Below are 18,322 nucleotides of genomic sequence, written 5' to 3' on the forward strand. Positions count from 1 at the left end.
TCGGGACGAGAGCAGAGGGAGAAACCCGATGTCAGAAGCCGAAGGTCCGCTCGTCATCGGCGTGGACTCGTCCACCCAGTCCACAAAGGCGCTGGTCGTCGACGCGGCCACCGGCCGGGTCGTGGCCACCGGCCAGGCGCCGCACACCGTCTCCTCGGGGGCCGGGCGCGAGAGCGATCCGCGTCAGTGGTGGGACGCGTTGCGTGAGGCCCTGCGCCAGTGCGGCGAGGCGGCGCACGAGGCCGCCGCGGTGTCGGTCGGCGGACAGCAGCACGGCCTGGTCACGCTGGACGGGCGGGGTGAGCCGGTGCGCCCGGCGCTCCTGTGGAACGACGTGCGCTCGGCGCCGCAGGCGCGCCGGCTGACCGAGGAACTGGGCGGCGCCAAGTTCTGGGCCGAACGCACCGGCAGTGTCCCCGCCGCCTCCTTCACGGTCACCAAGTGGGCCTGGCTGGCCGAGCACGAGCCCGAGGCGGTCCGCGCCACGAAGGCCGTGCGCCTCCCCCACGACTACCTCACCGAGCGGCTCACCGGGCAGGGCACCACCGACCGCGGCGACGCCTCCGGGACGGGCTGGTGGGCGTCCGGTACGGAGGCGTACGACGAGGAGATCCTGGCGCACGTGGGGCTCGACCCGGCTCTGCTGCCCCGTGTGGTCCGGCCCGGCGAGGTGGCGGGCACGGTGCGCGACAGCCACGACCTGCCGTTCTCCAAGGGCACCCTGGTCGCCCCCGGAACCGGCGACAACGCCGCCGCCGCGCTGGGCCTCGGACTGCGTCCGGGCATGCCGGTGATGAGCCTCGGTACTTCTGGCACGGTGTACGCGGTGTCGCAGCGGCGGCCCGCCGACCCGAGCGGCACGGTGGCCGGTTTCGCCGACGCCCGCGGTGACTGGCTGCCGCTGGCCTGCACCCTGAACTGCACGCTCGCCGTGGACCGCGTCGCGACGCTGCTGGGCCTGGACCGCGAGGCCGTCGAGCCCGGCACGGCCGTGACGCTGCTGCCCTTCCTGGACGGCGAACGCACCCCGAATCTGCCGAACGCCTCCGGCCTGCTGCACGGCCTGCGCCACGACACGACCGCCGGCCAACTGCTCCAGGCCGCCTACGACGGCGCCGTCCACTCCCTGCTCGGCGCGCTCGACCTGGTCCTGGACCAGGACGCGGATCCCTCGGCGCCGCTGCTGCTGATCGGCGGTGGCGCCCGGGGCACGGCCTGGCAGCAGACCGTCCTGCGGCTGTCGGGGCGTCCCGTGCAGGTGCCCGAGGCCAAGGAGCTGGTGGCCCTCGGCGCCGCCGCGCAGGCGGCCGGGGTACTGACCGGGGAGGACCCGGCGGCGGTCGCGCGGCGTTGGAACACCGCGGCCGGACCGGTGCTCGATGCCGTCGAGCGGGACGAGGAGACGCTCGCCAGGATCGCCGGGGTACTCTCCGACGCGGCTCCGCTGCTGGAGCGGCCCACGGACACCCACTGAGGACTGGCGTCAGGCATGACCGCACCACTGCACGAGGCCCGTCCGGCCGGGCCGGGACGCGCCCTGCCGGACACCCAGCAGGGCATGCGCCGCCGCAACCTCGCCCGGGTCCTGCACGCCGTCCGTGCCGAGGGACCGCTGTCCCGGGCCGCCGTCGCGTCCCGGATCGGCCTGACCCGGGCGGCGGTGTCGACGCTCGTCGACGAACTCATCCGCTCGGGGCTGCTGGAGGAACTGGGGCCCGAACGGCCCGGCCGGGTGGGCCGCCCCGGCTCCGCGCTCGCGCTGAGCGGACGCGGCCCGGCGGGGATCGGCGCGGAGGTCGGCGTCGACCATCTCGCGGTCTGTGCCGTGGACCTGCGCGGCACGACCCGGTCGCGGGCGATACGCCAGGGCGCGAACCGCGGCCGCTCCCCCGGGCCCGTGCTCGCCGAACTGACCGAACTCATCCACCGGGTCGTCGCCGAGGCGGAGAGCGAGGGCCTGTGGCCGGCCGGTCTGGCCGTGGCCGTGCCCGGTCTGGTGGCACGCGACGCCCGGACCGTCGTACGCGCCCCGAACCTCGACTGGCACGACACGGACCTCGGCGACCTGCTGCCGGCGGACCTCCCACTGACCGTGGACAACGAGGCCAACTTCGGCGCGCTGGCCGAACTCTGGCTCGGCGAGGGCACGCCGCGCGACTTCCTGCACGTGTCGGCGGAGATCGGCATCGGAGCGGCGGTCGTGGTGGACGGCGGACTGCTGCGCGGAACCCGTGGCTTCGCGGGCGAGTTGGGACACGTGCCGGTCCGGCCGGACGGGCCGGAGTGCGCGTGCGGCGGGCGCGGATGCCTGGAGCAGTACGCCGGTGAGGAGGCGGTGCTGCGCGCGGCCGGACTGGAGCCGGACGAGGACCGGGTCGGGCTGCTGGCCGGGCGCGCCGCCGAGGGCGACGAGGACGTACGCCGTGCCCTGCGCGACGCGGGCACCGCCCTCGGAGTCGCCCTGACCGGGGCGGTCAACTTGCTCGACCCGGAGAGCGTGGTGCTGGGCGGGGAGCTGTCGGGGCTGGCGCCGTGGCTGCTGCCGTCGTTGCGGGAGGAGTTGGCGCGCCGGACGGCTGGTCCGGCCTGTCCCGTGTCCGTGTCCCGACTGGGTCCTCAGGGGCCGCTGCTGGGGGCCGCGCACTCGGTCGTGCGGGCGGTGCTGGACGATCCGGCCACCGTTGCCGAGCGGGCCTGAGGACCAGCCCCGGCCTACAGACGGGACCTGAGCGGCATGCAACGGGAGCCGCCTCACGAAGCCCGTCAATCACCCGACCGGGTGGGCGAGTTGTCCACATCTCCGCGTCCCTCCACCAGAAATCTTCGCTGCCCTCGGGCCGACCGGTAGGCGCCGTAACTTGATCCACGCGGGCCGCGACCACAACGGCCGCCGCCCCCAGCAGTTGAGCAAGTGACACCCGCCGTCGAGCCCGGAAGGCACACACTCATGGAACGGACGACCCCTTTCCCCAGCAGGCGAGGCCTCCTCGTGGGCGCCGCCCTCACCGCCGTCCCGTACGCCCTGTTCCCCGACGCACGGGCCGCAGCCCGTCCCCAGGCAGTCGACCACCCCGGAGCCGCGTGGCACCCGGCGAGCCGTGGCAACTACACGCCGTCGAACCGCCCCCGCGCCCATCCGCTGCACTACGTGGTCATCCACGTCGCGCAGACGACCTACTCCGGCACCCTGTCCGTCTTCCGGAACCCCAGGACGAAGGTGTCCGCGCACTACGTGGTGCGCTCGTCCGACGGGCACGTGGCGCAATGTGTGCGCGAGGCCGACATCGCGTGGCACGCGGGGAACTGGGACTACAACACCCGCAGCATCGGCATCGAGCACGAGGGCTGGGTGAACCGGCCCACGTACTTCACCGACACCATGTACGAGCGGTCCGCCCGGCTCACCGCGGCGATCTGCGCGAGGTACGACATCCCCAGGAACCGGGCGCACATCATCGGCCACCACGAGGTACCGGGCAGCGACCACACCGATCCGGGCCGCCACTGGGACTGGAAGCGCTATATGAGACTGGTCGACAAGTACGCCTGAGAACACCGCACTTCTCCGCCCCCCTTACCCCTCTGCCCCCACCTCACGTCCCGGTTACAAATCGCTCAACCTCTGGTTGCGGCGCGGTAAGCACGCGACGATGGGACCATGACTCTGGCCCAGCGCGCCCTGGAGCGTCTGCAGGCCTGGCCCGACCTGATGGCGGGCCCGGCGAGTTGCGGTACCGGACGGGCGCTCCGTTCCGTCCGCGACGAGATCGTCCACTTCCACTCGGCACGGGACGTGGACCTCCACCTCACCCGCCAGGCCATCCAGCGCTTCCACTACGACCTCGCCGGTTCGAGCGCGATACACCTGGTTCCCGGATCGTGCTGGGCGACGGTCCACCTCGACTGCGAGGCGGACATCGACCTGCTGCTGAGCCTGGTGAGCATCGCCCTCAAGGCCCACCAGACCCGGCCCGCCGGCGAGGAGGCACAGCCGGCCGGGTGCAACTTCCACCGTGTCGCGGTCCTTCCGCGCGACGCCGTGGCGGGCGGCTGAGCCTTGGTGACGCGACCGGAGGCCGTCAACGCGGAGGCCTGGCGTGCGTACGGAGCACACCACCTGCGGCGTGGCACGGTGTTGCCCGAGGTGGCGCGGATCGACTGGGGGTTCGAGGGCGCGGGGCCGGGGATCGAGGTGCTCGGCGAGTTGCCGGGCCGGCGAGTGCTGGACCTCGGGTGCGGTCCGGCCCGGCACGCCGCCCATCTGGTCCGTGCTCACGGCGCACTGGTGGACGCGGTCGACTCATCGGCCGGGCAGTACGAACGAGCGCGTGCCCGCTACGGCTCCCTGCCCGGGCTGCGGCTGGTCCTGGCCGACGCGGTGGAGCATCTGCGCTCGGCGGAGCCGTACGACGTCATCTACTCGGTCAACGCGGTGCCGTACATCGACCCGCACCGGCTGCTGCCCGCCCTGGCGGCGGCGCTGAAGCCGGGTGGCAGGCTCTGCTTCACCGTGCTGCACACCAACTCGCACGGTGACGGGCCGTCGGACGAGGTGGTCGCCCGGCCGGAGGTCCTGCGGCTGGCCGGCGGCGGGGACGTCACCGTCCGGATGTGGGTGCTCGACCCGGAGCTCTGGACGGCCCTGCTCGCCGAGCACGGGCTGCGCGTGGAGCAGGTCGACGTCCTCGACACACCGCAGGACGGCAACCACGCGTCGTACCGGCTCTTCCGGGTGACCCGGCCCGTGCGTGTCTCCTCCCGGCCGCGCACCGCCAAGCCGCCGTCGGCCCACGCCGCGCTCGGGGTCGGCGCCATCGTGCACGGGCCCCGGGGACTGCTCCTGGGCCGGCACCGGCACGGGACGTGGGAGCTGCCCGGCGGGACGGTGGAGCCCGGGGAGTCGTTGCGGGAGACGGTCGTGCGCGAACTGGGCGAGGAGACGGGCCTCGACGCCCGGCCCGAGGACGTCCGGCTCCTCGGGACGCTCCTCGACGACGCCGGGGGTCTCGTACGGGTGACCGTGGCCGCCCGGGTCACCGCCTGGCGGGGAGAACCCTCGGACCAGCCGGGCGAGAGCGTGGGCCGCTGGCGCTGGTTCGCCCTGGACCGGCTGCCGGAGGAGCTGTTCGTGTGCAGCGCCCAGGCCCTCACCGCCTGGCGGCCGGGCCTGCCGATCGACCACGCGCCCGCTCACTTCACGCCGTACGACACCGGAACGGGCAACAGCTGAAGCACCCAGAGGGGTGCGTTTTTTTCAGCCGTTCCCGCGTAGCCGGCGCTCAGCCACCCTGCCGGCTCTCGTGGTCTGGTGCACTGCCCCTGAGGATCCGGACAGTTGACGAGGCATCAGGGGGCACGGTGACAGGTCGTCGCAGGCGACGGGGAGCAGGCAGAGCGGTACTGGCGTTTCTCACGGCGTTCGGAGCGCTGGCCGGTGCGGCCCTGGTGGGGGCGGCACCGGCCGGCGCCGTCCACAAGGGTGTCCGGGTCGCGCCGGGTGTCACGTACGAGGAGTTCGACATCAAGGCGGCCAAGGGGGTGGCCCACGCGCACGTGCTGAAGGTGGACCTGGGCCATCCGCAGGTACGGGTCGATCTGCTGTATCCCGGAGCGGTGGCCTCGCGGGCGCAGGTCTCGCGGATGGCCGACGCCCAGAGGGCCGTCGCCGGTGTCAACGGCGACTTCTTCAACATCACCGAGGCGCAGCATCCGGGCGTCGAGGTGACCGGCGCGAGCGTGGGTCCGGCGATCGCGGCCGGGCGGACGCTCAAGGCCGCCGTGCCGAACGGCCAGCGTTTCGGCCCCGCGCTGCCGCCCGGCACGACCACCGAGGACGTGTTCGGCGTCGGCACCGACGGAGTGGCACGGCTGGACCGGCTGGCCCTGGACGGCACGGTGCGTACGGCGGAGGCGCAGATACCGCTGGGCGGGCTCAACCAGTACGCGCTGCCGGTGGGCTCGGTCGGCGCGTTCACCTCCGACTGGGGCAGCGTCTCCCGCGTTCGCGCCACGTGCGGCACGGACACGGACCGGGCCGCGCCCTGCAGTTCGGACACGCACGAGGTGACGGTCCGCGACGGCAAGGTCGTGTCGGCCGCCGACACGCCCGGCAGCGGCGCCATCCCCGCGGGGACGACCGTGCTGGTCGGCCGGGAGGCCGGGGCCCAGCAGCTGCGGAAGCTGGCCACCGGCGAAGCGGTCGAGGTCGAGCACCGTCTCGTGGCGGCCACGGACGGCGCCGCGTACCGCCTCGCCCTCGGCGGCTACCCGGTCCTCACGGGCGGGCGGCCGCTGCCGGGCCTGGACGACACGGCGTCGGCCGTACGCACGGCCGTGGGGATCGCCGACAGCGGGCGGCGCATGCTGCTGCTCGCGCTGGACGGCGCCGCCGCCTACCGCAGCGGCCTGACGATCGCCGAAGTGGCCGCCACCATGCGGAAGCTGGGCTCGGACGACGCCTTCAGCCTGGACGGCGGCGGGTCGTCGACGCTGGTCGCCCGAAAAGCGGGCGCGAGCGCCGTCTCGGTGCGCAACCATCCCAGCGGCGGCGCCGAACGCGCCGTTCCGAACGGCATCGGCGTGTTCTCGGGAGCGTGAGGTCAGGGCCGCAGACTGCTGACGATGTCCGCCGTCGCCGTGAGACCGCTGTGGATGGTGGGGGCGACGCTGGTGCTGGCCAGATAGAAGCCGAGCAGCAGACAGACCAGCGCGTGGGAGACCTTCAGACCGCCGTTGCGCAGGAAGATCACCGCCAGGATCGCGAGCAGCAGCACCACAGAGATGGAAATGGCCATCGTCGACTCCTCCGCCACGCCGCTATGTCCGGTTCACGGCGTTCGGCCGTAAGTGTGGCGTAGCGGAGGGTCCGTCCGGGCGGCTGACCTGTCCGCCGAACGTGTGGTGTCCGTGTCCTAGGTGCCCTAGGTGTCCTAGGTACCGAAGGTGTTCTACGTGTCGTACGGGTCTACGCCGCCCGCCGGGCGTCCAGGAACGCCTCCAGTCCGGCGAGGTCGTCGGTGTTGAGGTAGTCGACGTCCGCGGCGAGCAGTTCGGCCCACAGCGCGTCCCGGGCGGGCCCGGCCAGGTCCGGGGTCGCCCAGAACCGCACCTTCTGGCCACGCTTGTGCGCGGCCCGGACGATGCCCCGCAGCTTCTCCCGCTCGGCGTCCGGGAACGCGCCCACGCCCTGCCAGGTGAAGTTGAGCGTCCAGTTGTCGCTGATCAGCGGGATGAAGGAGGCCGGCGCCTGGGTGCCGAGGTCGGCGAGCCGGCCATCGTAGAAGGCGCGCCGGACCGTTTGGGACTCCATGGGGGCGCGGGCCGCGCGGTCGCCGGAGATGACGGCGGTGACCGGGCCGGGGAGGACACGGCCGTGGGCGTAGGTCGTGAACAGGTGCCGGTAGCGCCTGAGGTGGCGGTCGAGTTCGCGGTAGCTCGACGAGCCCTCGGTCTTGATGTCGACGAGGAGTTGCAGCGAGCCGCGGTATCCCCGGTACACACGGCCGCGGTTGGCCCGCACGCGCGCGGCGAGCGGGTCGAGGTAGAGGGACTCCAGCGTGCGGGCCGGATCGAGGTCCTCCGGGTCGTGGGCGACGAGGAGCTGGTCGCCCACGAGGTAGATGTCGGCTTCGACGCTGCCGAACCGGTGGTCCAGGGCGTCGAGCAGGGGGCGCGGGTGCTCGTAGTCGTTGTGGGCGTGGGCGCGCCACAACGGGCGGGGCCCGTGCCGCCGTTCGCCGGCGAGGGCGTGGCCGGCGGGGAGGGCGACCGAGCCCGCGAGGGCGGCGCCGAGGGTGGTGAGGGCTCTGCGACGGGTGGTGAGGTCCATGCTCTGCCTCCCTGGAAGTGCCGTTCGGGAACCCTGTGAGTATGGGGTTCGGGCATGGCCAAGAAGCAGGGTCTTGCGGGGAGTTGGCCGGAGTGCCGTCGGGCGTTCACTTCGACGTGATCATTCACCCGGCCAAGGACCCTTCCGATGCCCTCTGGTCCGGGCGTGCTGCAACTTGCGCGTGAAGCGATGCATGTGAGGGTCGAGCAGTTCGGCCGGCTCCTCGAGCACCTGCTCGTCGGTCAGCCACCGGATGGCGCTGAACTCGCTGTGGTCATAGGAGGTGATGGTGTGGGCGCCCGCATCGAGGAGGTACCAGAGCGAGACGTCGGTGTGCGTGTGCTGCCCCTGGGTCGCGGTGACGGTGAGGAAGAACGGCTGCTCGCCGGTGATCGGCGATGCCACGGCCTCGATGCCCAGTTCCTCGCGGCATTCACGGACCACTGCGGCCCATGGGTCCTCGCCCGGCTCGACGTGTCCTCCCGCTGGCAGCCACAGGCCCGCCTTGCGGTGCGCGACGAGCAACAGCTGCTCCCGCGGGTCGTCGAGGACGACGAAGTAGCTCACCAAGTGCATCGGCGGAACGTCCGGCTTGCGCACTCGGCAGAGCGGGGCTCCGCCGGCGATCCACTCCCTGGCGGCATCCAGATGAGCGCGCTCCAGATGGTCCCAGGGTTCGATCGCACCGACCAGCGCCAGTAGGCGGCCACGCGGCTGATCGTCAGGTTTGGTGAGCGAGTGGTCAGTTGAGGTCACTTGGGCATGCTGGCAGGGGCCACTGACAATCAAGGACTCCTGACAAAAGTGGTGGGCTTGACCTGGTCAGAGGTCGGTGTCGTGCACGAGGCCGCCGGGTAGCGGGACGCCGTCAGCCGCGTAATCGCACGCGATAAACCTGGCGACGTCGGCGATCATCCCCGGGATACTGGTCGCCCATGGATGAGGTCAAAGTCGTCGTCGCCCATTCCGAGCGCGCGACTCTGCGCGTCGGGGACGTGTTCTTGAAGGTGGACGCCGATCAGGCACGCGTCGACGTCGAGGTCGAGGCGATGTCCCTCGCGCCGGTCCCGACCCCGGAGGTCCTGTGGCGCAAGCCGCCCGTGCTCGCGATCGCCGCACTCCCGGGGACGACGCTCGGGCGCCTCGGTGGGCCGTCGACCGGGTCGCCGGCGGCATGGGCCGCGGCGGGCGCCGCCATCCGGAAGCTGCACGAAGCGCCCCTGCCGCCCCTGCCGGGCCGGGCCGGCCGGGGCATCGTCGCGCTGGCAGCGGAACTCGACGACGAGTGCGAGTTGCTCGTGACGAACGGTGTCCTGCCCGCTGACCTGGTCACCCGCAACCGCCAGGTCGCCGAGGCCGCTCTCCGGCCGTGGACTCCGGCGTTCACACACGGCGACCTGCAGATCGCGCACGTCTTCGTCGACGGCGACGAGGTCACCGGCATCATCGACTGGTCCGAGGCGGGCCAGGGTGATGCCCTGTACGACCTCGCCACCTTCACGCTCGGACACGAGGAGCACCTCGACGACGTCGTCGCCGGCTATGGCACCGACATCGACGTCGACGTGATCCACGCGTGGTGGTCGCTGCGAAGCCTGCTGGCAGTTCGCTGGCTGATCGAGCACGGCTTCGACCCCTTCGAGCCGGGCTGTGAGGTCGACGTGCTGAGATCCCGGATGTGAGGCTGCGCGGGCCCGACTGCTGCGAATGCGTTCTGACGCCTCGAGCAGGCCATCCCCTGGGGCGATCGCCCGCCCTTGCTCTTCCCCTCGGCCCGACCCACAGGCAGACCATGCTGCTGATCTCGTTGCTCACGCTCGTCTTGGACACGCTCGCACCCTGACCAGCAACATGATCGGCCGGACAAGTCCCAGGCGTCAGCCCGATGTACGTCAGGTCTGTCCGTCAGGCCTGTCCGTCAGGCCTGTCCGTCAGGCCTGTCCGTCAGGCCTGTCCGTCAGGGGGCCTGGAGGTCGACCAGTCCGGCCAGTGCCTCCCGGTGGGCGCCGGCCGTGCCGTAGGCGATCGAGTCGGCCTTCGCGCGCTTCAGGTACAGATGCACCGGGTGTTCCCACGTCATACCGATGCCGCCGTGCAGTTGCAGTGCCTCCTCGGCGGCGTGGACGGCCACGGGTGCCGCGCAGGCCTGGGCGACGGTGACGGCCACGTCGACGTCCTGGCCGGTCGACAGGGCGTCGGCGGCGTTGCGGGCGGCCGCGCGGAGGCTCGCGACCTCCAGCCACAGCTGGGCCAGCCGGTGCTTGAGCGCCTGGAAGCCGCCGACGGGCCGGTTGAACTGCTTGCGGTCCTTGAGGTAGCGGACCGTCTCCGTCAGCGTCCAGTCGGCCAGGCCGAGTTGTTCGGAGGCGAGCAGCCCGGCCCCGGCACGCAGGGCCTGGCGTACGGCGGGTTCGGCGTCGCCCAGCAGGCGGCCCGGCGCCCCGTCGAGGGTGACGGTCGCGAGCGGCCGGGTCAGGTCCAGGGAGACCTGGGGTGTGACGGTCGCGGTGGTGGCGTCGACCGCGTACAGGCCGCCGTCGTCGGCGGGCACGAGCAGCACATCGGCGACGGCCGCGTCCGCGATGCCGGTCAGTTCGCCGTGCAGCAGGCCGTTCTCGTGCTGGACGACCTTGTAGGCGGCACCCGGTGCGACGCTGAGGGCGACCGCGAGGGCACCGATCGACGTCCCGGAGGCGAGCTCGGTGAGCAGGTCGTCGGTCCCGCAGGCCAGCAGCGCCTCGGTGGCGACGACCGCGCTCGTGAGGTACGGGACGGGCGCGACCGCACGCCCCAGCTCCTCCAGCACCACGGCGGCTTCCCGGTGCGTGGCACCCTGGCCGTCCAGCGCCTCCGGCACCAGCAGGCCCGCCAGGCCCATGCCGTCGGTGAGGGCCTTCCACAGCGCCAGGTTGTGCGGCGCGTCCGACTCGATTCGGGCGATGACGCCGGGCGCGTCGCAGTGGTCGGCGAGCAGGTCACGGACGGCGGCGCGCAGCGCCTCTTCCTCCTCCGAGTACAACAGGTCGGGCTGTGAGCTCATCGGGCCAGGTCCTTCCAGGCGACGTCCTTGTCGGTGCGCGGTTCGCTGGGCAGGCCGAGGACGCGCTCGGCGACGATGTTCAGCAGGACCTCGCTGGTCCCGCCCTCGATGCTGTTGCCCTTGGAGCGCAGGTAGCGGTAGCCGGCCTCGCGGCCGGTGAAGTCGACCAGCTCCGGGCGGCGCATGGTCCAGTCGTCGTACGACAGGCCCTGTTCACCGAGGAGTTCCACCTCCAGGCCGCTGATCTCCTGGTTGAGGCGGGCGAAGGCGAGCTTCATGCCGGCGCCCTCGGGGCCGGGCTGGCCGGCGACGAGCTGCTGGCGCAGCCGCTCGCCGGTGAGCCGGGCGACCTCGGCCTCGACCCAGAGCTTCAGCAGGCGCTGGTGCAGGTCGTGGGTGCGCAGCTCCGGGCGCTCGCGCCAGGTCTTGGAAACCGGGCCGATCATGCCGCCCTCGCGGGGCAGCCGCATACCGCCGATGGCGACGCGCTCGTTGTTCAGGGTGGTCTGCGCGACCCGCCAGCCGTCACCGACCTCGCCGAGCCGGCGGGAGTCCGGGATGCGGACGTCGGTGAGGAACACCTCGTTGAACTCGGCCTCGCCGGTGATCTGCCGCAGCGGCCGCACCTCGACACCGGGGTCGGTCATGTCGCAGACGAAGTAGGTGATACCCCGGTGCTTGGGCACGTCCGGGTCGGTGCGGGCGATGAGGATCGCCCAGCGGGCCACGTGGGCGCTGGACGTCCACACCTTCTGCCCGTTGACGACCCAGCCTCCCCCACTCCCGGCTTCGCTCGAGCGGGAGGTGCCCCCATCCTCCCGCACCGCTCGTGTACGCAGCGCGGCCAGGTCGGACCCGGCCCCCGGCTCGCTGAACAGCTGGCACCAGACCTCCTCGCCCACCCAGAGGGGCCTGAGGAATCGCTGCTTCTGCTCTTCGGTGCCGTACTTGAGGATCGTCGGCGCGGCCATCCCGAGGCCGATGCCGATGCGCCGCGGGTCGTTGTCGGGCGCCCCGGCCGCCTCCAGCTCGGCGTCCACGACGGCCTGGAGGGAACGGGGGGCGCCGAGTCCGCCGAGCCCCTCCGGGTAGTGCACCCAGGCCAGTCCGGCGTCGAAGCGGGCCCGGAGGAAGTCCAGGCGGTCGGTCGAGGCCGGCGGGTGGGCGGCCAGCAAGTCCTGTGTGCGACGGCGCAGTTCCTCGACGCTGGTCCCACCGCGCTGCTCTGCGCTGGTCATGCTGCCTCCTCCACTACGACGGCGATCCGGCCCGTGGTGAGGCCGTCCGCGACCTTCTGCACGGCGGCAGCGGCCCCGCCGAGCGGAACGCGTTCGCTCACCAGCGGCTTGATCGCGCCCCGGGCGGCAAGCTCGGTGAGCTGCTCGTGGCAGTGCTGGACGAGCTTCGGGTTCTTGGTGTTGTACAGGCCCCAGTGCAGGCCGAGGATCGAGTAGTTCTTCACCAGGGCGTGGTTCAGCCCCGGGCTGGGGATCGTGCCGCTGGCGAAGCCGACGACCACGATGCGCCCCTCGAAGGCGACGACCTTGGCGGACTGCGCGTAGGCCTCGCCGCCGACCGGGTCGTAGATCACGTCGGCGCCCCGGCCGTCGGTGGCCTCCTTGACGGCGGCGACGACGTCCTCCGAGCGCCGGTCGATCACGACGTCGCAGCCCAGCTCGCGGGCGACGGCCGCCTTCCCGGAGCCGCCGACGACACCGATGACGGTGGCGCCGGCGGCCTTCCCGAGCTGCACGGCCGCGCTGCCGACCCCTCCTGCGGCAGCGTGGACGAGCAGGGTCTCGCCGGCCTCCAGACCGGCCCGGCGGTGCAGACCGAACCAGCCGGTCTGGTAGCCGATGTGCAGGGCCGCGGCCTCCGCGTCGTCCAGGGCGTCCGGCGCGGGCAGGAGGGCGGCGGAGTCCGCGACGGCGTACTCGGCGAAGCCGCCGTACGGCAGCGCCGGGTTGGCGATCACCCGGCGGCCGTCCTCGGTCTCGCCGCAGATCTCCACGCCCGGGGTGAAGGGCAGCGGCGGCCTGACCTGGTACTGGCCCCGGCACAGCAGGGCGTCCGGGAAGTTGATGTTGGCCGCCCGTACCTTCAGCAGGACCTGGCCGTCGCCGGGGGTGGGCGGCTCCACGTCCGCGAGCCGCATCACCTCACCCGGCTCGCCGTTCTCGTGCACTTGCCATGCCTGCATGCGGGGCCTCCACGGGGGACTGCTTCGTCTGACCGGGGTCGGTTCGCATACTAAGCGGTCGCTTGCCGATCAGGGAACAGTCTCCGGGAGAAGAGTCCCGCCAACGGGCATCGCGTACGTCACGACTTCTTCGGCCGTGCCCGCACATGCATCCGCTCCCCCTGCGGCCCGAACAGGCTGAGGAACTCCACGGGCCCCTCCCCCGTCGACCCGAACCAGTGCGGCACCCGGGTGTCGAACTCCGCGGCCTCCCCCGCCGTCAGCACCACATCGTGCTCGCCCAGCACCAGGCGCAGCTTCCCGGACAGCACGTACAACCACTCGTAGCCCTCGTGGGTGCGCGGGTCCGGCTCCTGTCTGCGCTGGGGTTCCAGCACCTTGTAGGCCTGGAGGCCGCCGGGCTGGCGGGTGAGCGGCCAGTGGGTGCGGCCGAACATCTCGATCGGCTTCGACCGCACCCGCGGGTCACCGGCCGGCGGGGTTCCGACCAGCTCGTCCAGGGCCACCTGGTGCGCCCGGGCGATCGGCAGCAGCAGCTCCAGGCTGGGTTTGCGCAGACCGGACTCCAGCCGCGACAGGGTGCTGACGGAGATGCCGGTGGTCTCGGACAGCGCCGCCAGGGTCACCTCCCGCTCCTTGCGCATCTGCCGCAGCCGGGGGCCGACGCCCGCGAGTACCTCGTCCGTAGTCATGGACCGTATTGCAGGTTCGGCAAACCGGTTTGTCAATCCCGTGGCGGTGGAGCGACTCTCGGCAGTGGAGGTGGTCACCATGACCGAGAGGTACGCAGTCGTAGTCGTCGGCGGTGGTACGGCGGGTCTGTCCGCGGCTCTGGTGCTGGGCCGGGCGCGGCACCGCACGCTGGTCGTCGACGCGGGCGAGCCGCGCAACGCGCCCGCCGCGCACATGCAGGGCTATCTGTCGCGCGACGGGATGCCGCCCGCCGAGTTCCTCGCCGCCGGCCGGGAGGAGATCGCGCGGTACGGCGTGGAGCTCGTGCGCGACCGGGTGGTGGAGGTGGAGAAGGGCGAGGACTTCACCGTGGTGCTGGCCGGCGGGCGGACCGTGCGGGCGCGGCGGCTGGTGGTCGCGACCGGGCTGAAGGACGAGCTGCCGGCGGTTCCCGGGGTCGCCGAGCGGTTCGGCCGGGACGTGCTGCACTGCCCGTTCTGCCACGGCTGGGAGGTGCGCGACCAGCCGTTCGGGGTGCTGGCGACGAGCCCGGCGAGCGTGCACCAGGCGCTGATCGTGTCCCAGTGGTCGAAGGACGTGCGGTTCTTCCTGCACACGGTCGCCGAGGAGGAGCTGTCCGACCAGGACCTGCGCCGGCTGGCCGCGGCCGGGGTGGACGTGGTGCCCGGGGAGGTCGCGGGGCTGGTGGTCGAGGACGGCCGGCTCACCGGTGTCCGGCTCGCCGACGATACGACGCACGCCCGCTCCGTGGTGTTCGTCGCCCCGCGCCCGGTCCCGCAGACCGGTCTGCTGGAGCGGCTCGGCGCCGAGCTGCACGAGACGCCGTTCGGCGCGTACCCGGTGGTCGACCCGACTGGGCTGACGACCGTCCCGGGCGTGTGGGCCGCGGGCAACGCGATCGGCTTCGCCGAGCAGGTCGTGCACGCGGCGAGCGGGGGGTACCGGGCGGCGGCCGCGATCGTCGGGGATCTGCTGATGACCGATCTCGACGCGGCCGCCCAGGAGTAGAGGTGCCGCCGCCCGCGGTCGCGGCCCGCCCTCAGGACACGGTCGTCCGGGTGTAAAGGCGGCCCCTCCGGTGCACCATGGCTGCATGCTGTTGCACCGGCTGGCCCGAGTGTCCCAGGAGGTCGCCGCCACCTCGGCGCGGTCCCGGAAGACGGCCCTGCTCGCGGAGCTCTTCCGGGACGCGGAGGCGGACGACGTGCCGATCGTCATCCCGTACCTGGCCGGACGGCTGCCGCAGGGCCGGATCGGCGTCGGCTGGAAGGTGCTGAGCCGCCCGGTCGCGCCCGCCGCCGAGCCGGGCCTGACCGTGCGGGACGTGGACGCCCGGCTGTCGGAGCTGGCCAAGGTGTCCGGCCCCGGCTCCCAGGCGGAACGGGCCCGGCTGGTCGGGGAGTTGATGGGTGCGGCCACCGAGGACGAGCAGCGGTTCCTGGTCGGGCTGCTCACCGGGGAGGTGCGGCAGGGCGCGCTGGACGCGGTCGCGGTCGAGGGACTGGCCCAGGCGACCGGGGCGCCCCCGGCGGACGTACGGCGGGCCGTGATGCTCGCCGGCTCCCTCCAGACGGTCGCCGAGGCGCTGCTCGCGGACGGCCCCGCCGCCCTGGACCGCTTCCGCCTCACCGTCGGCCGCCCGGTCTGGCCGATGCTGGCGCACAGCGCCTCCTCGGTCGCCGAGGCGCTGGACAAGCTCGGCGCCTGCGCGGTCGAGGAGAAGCTGGACGGCATCCGCGTCCAGGTGCACCGGGACGGCGAGACGGTACGGCTCTACACCCGCACCCTCGACGACATCACCGACCGCCTGCCCGAAGTGACGGCCGCCGCGCTGGAGTTGCGGGGCGAGCGGTTCATCCTCGACGGTGAGGTGATCTCCTTCGACGTGGACGGCCGCCCCCGCTCCTTCCAGGAGACCGCAGGCCGCGTCGGCTCGCGCACGGACGTGGCGACGGCGGCCCGCGCGGTGCCGGTCTCCCCCGTCTTCTTCGACGCGCTGTCCGTGGACGGCCACGACCTGCTCGACCTGCCGTTCGCCGAGCGGCACGCCGAGCTGGCCCGGCTGGTCCCCGAGCCGATGCGGGTGCGCCGCACGACGGTGTCCGGCCCGGACGACCTGCACACGGCGGAGGAATTCCTCGCCGAGACCCTGAAACGCGGCCACGAGGGTGTCGTCGCCAAGGCGCTCGACGCCCCCTACAGCGCGGGCCGGCGCGGCGCGGCCTGGCTCAAGGTCAAGCCCGTCCACACCCTCGACCTGGTCGTCCTGGCCGCCGAGTGGGGCCACGGCCGCCGCACGGGCAAGCTCTCCAACCTGCACCTGGGCGCCCGCACCGCCGACGGCGGCCTCGCCATGCTCGGCAAGACCTTCAAGGGCATGACCGACGCGATGCTGACCTGGCAGACCGAACGGCTCCGGCAGCTCGCCGTCGACGACAACGGCCACGTCGTGACCGTACGCCCGGAACTCGTCGTCGAGATCGCCTACGACGGCCTCCAGCGCTCCACCCGCTACCCGGCCGGCGTGACCCTGCGCTTCGCCCGCGTGGTCCGCTACCGGGAGGACAAGCGCCCCGAGGACGCCGACACGGTGGAGACGCTGCTGGCCGCGCACCCGGGGGTGAGCCCGTGAAGCGCAGTGCCGGCCTGCTGCTCTTCCACCACACCGACGACGGCCTCGACGTGCTGCTCGGCCACATGGGCGGCCCGTTCTTCGCCCGGCGCGACGCCGGCGCGTGGAGCATCCCCAAGGGCGAGTACGAGCCCGACGAATCCGCCTGGGCAGCGGCCCGACGCGAGTTCGAGGAGGAACTGGGGCTGCCCCCGCCCGACGGGGAGGCCCTCGCCCTGGGCGAGGTCCGGCAGACAGGCGGCAAGATCGTCACGGTCTGGGCGATCGAGGCGGACCTCGACCCGGCGACGATCTCGCCCGGCACGTTCCGGATGGAGTGGCCGCCGAGGTCGGGGCAGCTCCAGGAGTTCCCCGAGCTGGACCGGGTGGCGTGGTTCGGGCTCGACCGGGCCCGTGCGGTGATCGTCAAGGCGCAGGCGGCGTTTCTGGACCGCCTGGCGGAGCACTCGCCCTGAGGAGACGCTCCCGCGTTGCGGTCCCCTCCGTCGCGCGGGAAGGTCGGACTACAGCCCGCACCGAGGGAGGTCAGCCATGCCCATCGCAACGGTGAACCCGGCGAACGGCGAGACGCTCAAGACGTACGAGGCCATGGGCGAGGAGGAGATCGAGCGCCGGCTCCAGCTCGCGGAGGCCACGTTCCGCACGTACCGGACGACGACGTTCGACGAGCGCGCCCGGCTGATGAGGAAGGCCGCCGATCTCCTCGAAGAGGACCAGCAGGACATCGCCCGCGTGATGACCACAGAGATGGGCAAGCCGATCCAGCAGGCCCGGGCCGAGGCGGCGAAGTGCGCCAAGGCGATGCGCTGGTACGCCGACCACGCCGAGGAGCTGCTCGCCGACGAGGAGCCCTCCGACACCGACGTGAAGGACTCCGGCGCCTCGCGCGTGCGGGTGCGCTACCGGCCGCTGGGACCGGTGCTGGCGGTCATGCCGTGGAACTTCCCGCTCTGGCAGGTGATCCGCTTCGCCGCGCCCGCGCTGATGGCGGGGAACGTGGGCCTGCTCAAGCACGCCTCGAACGTCCCGCAGACCGCCCTGTACCTGGAGGACCTCTTCCACCGGGCCGGCTTCACGGAGGGCTGCTTCCAGACCCTGCTGATCGGCTCCGCCGCGGTCGACGACATCCTGCGCGACGAGCGGGTCAAGGCGGCCACCCTCACCGGCAGCGAGCCCGCAGGCCGCGCGGTCGCCTCCACCGCCGCGGAGATGATCAAGAAGACGGTGCTGGAGCTGGGCGGCAGCGACCCGTTCGTCGTCATGCCCTCCGCCGACATCGACCGGGCCGCGAAGGTCGCGGTGACCGCGCGCGTGCAGAACACCGGGCAGTCCTGCATCGCCGCCAAGCGGTTCATCGTGCACACGGACGTCTACGACGCCTTCGCCGAGCGTTTCGCCGAGGGCATGAAGGCGCTGAAGGTCGGCGACCCCATGTCCGACGACACCGAGGTCGGGCCGCTCTCCAGCGAGCAGGGACTGCGCGATCTGGAAGAGCTGGTCGACGACGCGGTGCGCGGCGGCGCGGAGGTTCTGTGCGGTGGCGAACGGCCCGACGGGCCGGGCTGGTACTACACGCCGACCATCCTCGCCGGCATCGACCGGGAGATGCGCATCCACCGGGAGGAGGCGTTCGGCCCGGTCGCCACGCTGTACCGGGCGGCCGACCTGGACGAGGCCGTGCTGATCGCGAACGACTCGCCGTTCGGACTCAGTTCGAACGTGTGGACGCGGGACGAGGCCGAGGTGGACCGGTTCGTCCGGGACCTGGAGGCGGGCGGTGTGTACGTCAACGGGATGACGGCTTCCCATCCGGCGTTCCCGTTCGGCGGAGTGAAGCGGTCCGGGTACGGGCGTGAGCTGTCCGGGCACGGAATCCGGGAGTTCTGCAACATCACGACCGTTTGGCACGGTGCGTGAGTGTTGCGGGGC

18 protein-coding genes are annotated in these 18,322 nt (G+C 72.6%); 11 read left to right on the forward strand and 7 right to left on the reverse strand.

All coding sequences use genetic code 11. The features are described 5' to 3' along the window. Nucleotides 1-28: 28 nt before the first annotated feature. From xylB to QC385_RS02480, 6 genes are all read left to right on the forward strand, one after another. Complete coding sequence (gene xylB / locus QC385_RS02455; protein WP_279539565.1) at nucleotides 29-1,474, forward strand: xylulokinase; 1,446 nt, start codon at nucleotides 29-31, stop codon at nucleotides 1,472-1,474. Nucleotides 1,475-1,489: 15 nt separating this feature from the next. Further along, on the forward strand, nucleotides 1,490-2,698 hold the full coding sequence (locus tag QC385_RS02460; protein ID WP_279539566.1) for an ROK family transcriptional regulator: 1,209 nt from the start codon (nucleotides 1,490-1,492) through the stop codon (nucleotides 2,696-2,698). A 249-nt stretch (nucleotides 2,699-2,947) separates the two neighbouring features. Next, nucleotides 2,948-3,550 carry an N-acetylmuramoyl-L-alanine amidase gene (locus tag QC385_RS02465; RefSeq protein WP_279539567.1) on the forward strand — a complete coding sequence of 201 codons (603 nt, stop codon included), beginning with the start codon at nucleotides 2,948-2,950 and terminating at the stop codon, nucleotides 3,548-3,550. 108 nt (nucleotides 3,551-3,658) lie between these two features. After that, nucleotides 3,659-4,054, forward strand: a complete 396-nt coding sequence (locus QC385_RS02470; RefSeq protein ID WP_279539568.1) for a luciferase domain-containing protein — start codon at nucleotides 3,659-3,661, stop codon at nucleotides 4,052-4,054. Between the two features lie 3 nt (nucleotides 4,055-4,057). Further along, on the forward strand, nucleotides 4,058-5,230 hold the full coding sequence (locus QC385_RS02475; RefSeq protein ID WP_279539569.1) for a bifunctional class I SAM-dependent methyltransferase/NUDIX hydrolase: 1,173 nt from the start codon (nucleotides 4,058-4,060) through the stop codon (nucleotides 5,228-5,230). A gap of 128 nt (nucleotides 5,231-5,358) precedes the next feature. Next, entirely contained in the window at nucleotides 5,359-6,597 is a 1,239-nt protein-coding gene (locus QC385_RS02480; RefSeq protein ID WP_279539570.1) for a phosphodiester glycosidase family protein, read from the forward strand. A gap of 2 nt (nucleotides 6,598-6,599) precedes the next feature. Here QC385_RS02480 and QC385_RS02485 read toward each other — a convergent pair whose 3' ends face one another. From QC385_RS02485 to QC385_RS02495, 3 genes are all read right to left on the reverse strand, one after another. Further along, nucleotides 6,600-6,794 (reverse strand): hypothetical protein, encoded by a 195-nt coding sequence (locus QC385_RS02485; protein ID WP_086599191.1) that lies wholly within the window; start codon nucleotides 6,792-6,794, stop codon nucleotides 6,600-6,602. 170 nt (nucleotides 6,795-6,964) lie between these two features. Further along, nucleotides 6,965-7,828 carry a phosphatidylinositol-specific phospholipase C/glycerophosphodiester phosphodiesterase family protein gene (locus QC385_RS02490; protein ID WP_279539571.1) on the reverse strand — a complete coding sequence of 288 codons (864 nt, stop codon included), beginning with the start codon at nucleotides 7,826-7,828 and terminating at the stop codon, nucleotides 6,965-6,967. 120 nt (nucleotides 7,829-7,948) lie between these two features. Then, nucleotides 7,949-8,617, reverse strand: a complete 669-nt coding sequence (locus tag QC385_RS02495; RefSeq protein WP_279539572.1) for an NUDIX hydrolase — start codon at nucleotides 8,615-8,617, stop codon at nucleotides 7,949-7,951. Between the two features lie 146 nt (nucleotides 8,618-8,763). Between QC385_RS02495 and QC385_RS02500 the strand changes: the two genes are divergently transcribed. Continuing rightward, on the forward strand, nucleotides 8,764-9,510 hold the full coding sequence (locus QC385_RS02500; RefSeq protein WP_279539573.1) for a phosphotransferase family protein: 747 nt from the start codon (nucleotides 8,764-8,766) through the stop codon (nucleotides 9,508-9,510). A gap of 275 nt (nucleotides 9,511-9,785) precedes the next feature. Here the strand turns inward: QC385_RS02500 and QC385_RS02505 are convergent, their stop codons facing one another. The 4 genes from QC385_RS02505 to QC385_RS02520 all read right to left on the reverse strand — a co-directional run bounded on the left by QC385_RS02505 (nucleotide 9,786) and on the right by QC385_RS02520 (nucleotide 13,760). Continuing rightward, nucleotides 9,786-10,868, reverse strand: a complete 1,083-nt coding sequence (locus tag QC385_RS02505) for an acyl-CoA dehydrogenase family protein (protein ID WP_279539574.1) — start codon at nucleotides 10,866-10,868, stop codon at nucleotides 9,786-9,788. Continuing rightward, nucleotides 10,865-12,106, reverse strand: a complete 1,242-nt coding sequence (locus tag QC385_RS02510) for an acyl-CoA dehydrogenase family protein (protein ID WP_279539575.1) — start codon at nucleotides 12,104-12,106, stop codon at nucleotides 10,865-10,867. Before QC385_RS02510 ends, QC385_RS02505 begins: the two co-directional genes overlap by 4 nt. Then, complete coding sequence (locus QC385_RS02515; protein ID WP_279539576.1) at nucleotides 12,103-13,068, reverse strand: NADPH:quinone oxidoreductase family protein; 966 nt, start codon at nucleotides 13,066-13,068, stop codon at nucleotides 12,103-12,105. Before QC385_RS02515 ends, QC385_RS02510 begins: the two co-directional genes overlap by 4 nt. Before the next feature lie 119 nt (nucleotides 13,069-13,187). Next, on the reverse strand, nucleotides 13,188-13,760 hold the full coding sequence (locus tag QC385_RS02520) for a helix-turn-helix domain-containing protein (protein WP_279539577.1): 573 nt from the start codon (nucleotides 13,758-13,760) through the stop codon (nucleotides 13,188-13,190). 79 nt (nucleotides 13,761-13,839) lie between these two features. On the opposite strand from QC385_RS02520, the gene QC385_RS02525 reads away from it, so the two are divergent. The 4 genes from QC385_RS02525 (at nucleotide 13,840) to QC385_RS02540 (ending at nucleotide 18,310) form a co-directional block, all read left to right on the forward strand. Beyond that, nucleotides 13,840-14,769, forward strand: a complete 930-nt coding sequence (locus QC385_RS02525; protein ID WP_279539578.1) for an NAD(P)/FAD-dependent oxidoreductase — start codon at nucleotides 13,840-13,842, stop codon at nucleotides 14,767-14,769. An 85-nt stretch (nucleotides 14,770-14,854) separates the two neighbouring features. Next, on the forward strand, nucleotides 14,855-16,393 hold the full coding sequence (locus QC385_RS02530) for an ATP-dependent DNA ligase (protein WP_279539579.1): 1,539 nt from the start codon (nucleotides 14,855-14,857) through the stop codon (nucleotides 16,391-16,393). Then, nucleotides 16,390-16,848, forward strand: a complete 459-nt coding sequence (locus tag QC385_RS02535) for an NUDIX domain-containing protein (RefSeq protein ID WP_279539580.1) — start codon at nucleotides 16,390-16,392, stop codon at nucleotides 16,846-16,848. Before QC385_RS02530 ends, QC385_RS02535 begins: the two co-directional genes overlap by 4 nt. A 76-nt stretch (nucleotides 16,849-16,924) precedes the next feature. Then, complete coding sequence (locus QC385_RS02540; RefSeq protein WP_279539581.1) at nucleotides 16,925-18,310, forward strand: NADP-dependent succinic semialdehyde dehydrogenase; 1,386 nt, start codon at nucleotides 16,925-16,927, stop codon at nucleotides 18,308-18,310. Nucleotides 18,311-18,322 lie beyond the last annotated feature (12 nt).

The organism is Streptomyces sp. DH10 (assembly GCF_029813805.1).
Classification (GTDB): Bacteria; Actinomycetota; Actinomycetes; order Streptomycetales; family Streptomycetaceae; genus Streptomyces; species Streptomyces coeruleofuscus.

Coding starts and splice junctions, on each gene's coding strand:
- xylB (WP_279539565.1), top strand. CDS start 29: ATGTCAGAAGCCGAAGGTCCGCTCGTCATCGGCGTGGACTCGTCCACC.
- QC385_RS02460 (WP_279539566.1), top strand. CDS start 1,490: ATGACCGCACCACTGCACGAGGCCCGTCCGGCCGGGCCGGGACGCGCC.
- QC385_RS02465 (WP_279539567.1), top strand. CDS start 2,948: ATGGAACGGACGACCCCTTTCCCCAGCAGGCGAGGCCTCCTCGTGGGC.
- QC385_RS02470 (WP_279539568.1), top strand. CDS start 3,659: ATGACTCTGGCCCAGCGCGCCCTGGAGCGTCTGCAGGCCTGGCCCGAC.
- QC385_RS02485 (WP_086599191.1), bottom strand. CDS start 6,794: ATGGCCATTTCCATCTCTGTGGTGCTGCTGCTCGCGATCCTGGCGGTG.
- QC385_RS02490 (WP_279539571.1), bottom strand. CDS start 7,828: ATGGACCTCACCACCCGTCGCAGAGCCCTCACCACCCTCGGCGCCGCC.
- QC385_RS02500 (WP_279539573.1), top strand. CDS start 8,764: ATGGATGAGGTCAAAGTCGTCGTCGCCCATTCCGAGCGCGCGACTCTG.
- QC385_RS02505 (WP_279539574.1), bottom strand. CDS start 10,868: ATGAGCTCACAGCCCGACCTGTTGTACTCGGAGGAGGAAGAGGCGCTG.
- QC385_RS02510 (WP_279539575.1), bottom strand. CDS start 12,106: ATGACCAGCGCAGAGCAGCGCGGTGGGACCAGCGTCGAGGAACTGCGC.
- QC385_RS02515 (WP_279539576.1), bottom strand. CDS start 13,068: ATGCAGGCATGGCAAGTGCACGAGAACGGCGAGCCGGGTGAGGTGATG.
- QC385_RS02520 (WP_279539577.1), bottom strand. CDS start 13,760: ATGACTACGGACGAGGTACTCGCGGGCGTCGGCCCCCGGCTGCGGCAG.
- QC385_RS02525 (WP_279539578.1), top strand. CDS start 13,840: ATGACCGAGAGGTACGCAGTCGTAGTCGTCGGCGGTGGTACGGCGGGT.
- QC385_RS02530 (WP_279539579.1), top strand. CDS start 14,855: ATGCTGTTGCACCGGCTGGCCCGAGTGTCCCAGGAGGTCGCCGCCACC.
- QC385_RS02540 (WP_279539581.1), top strand. CDS start 16,925: ATGCCCATCGCAACGGTGAACCCGGCGAACGGCGAGACGCTCAAGACG.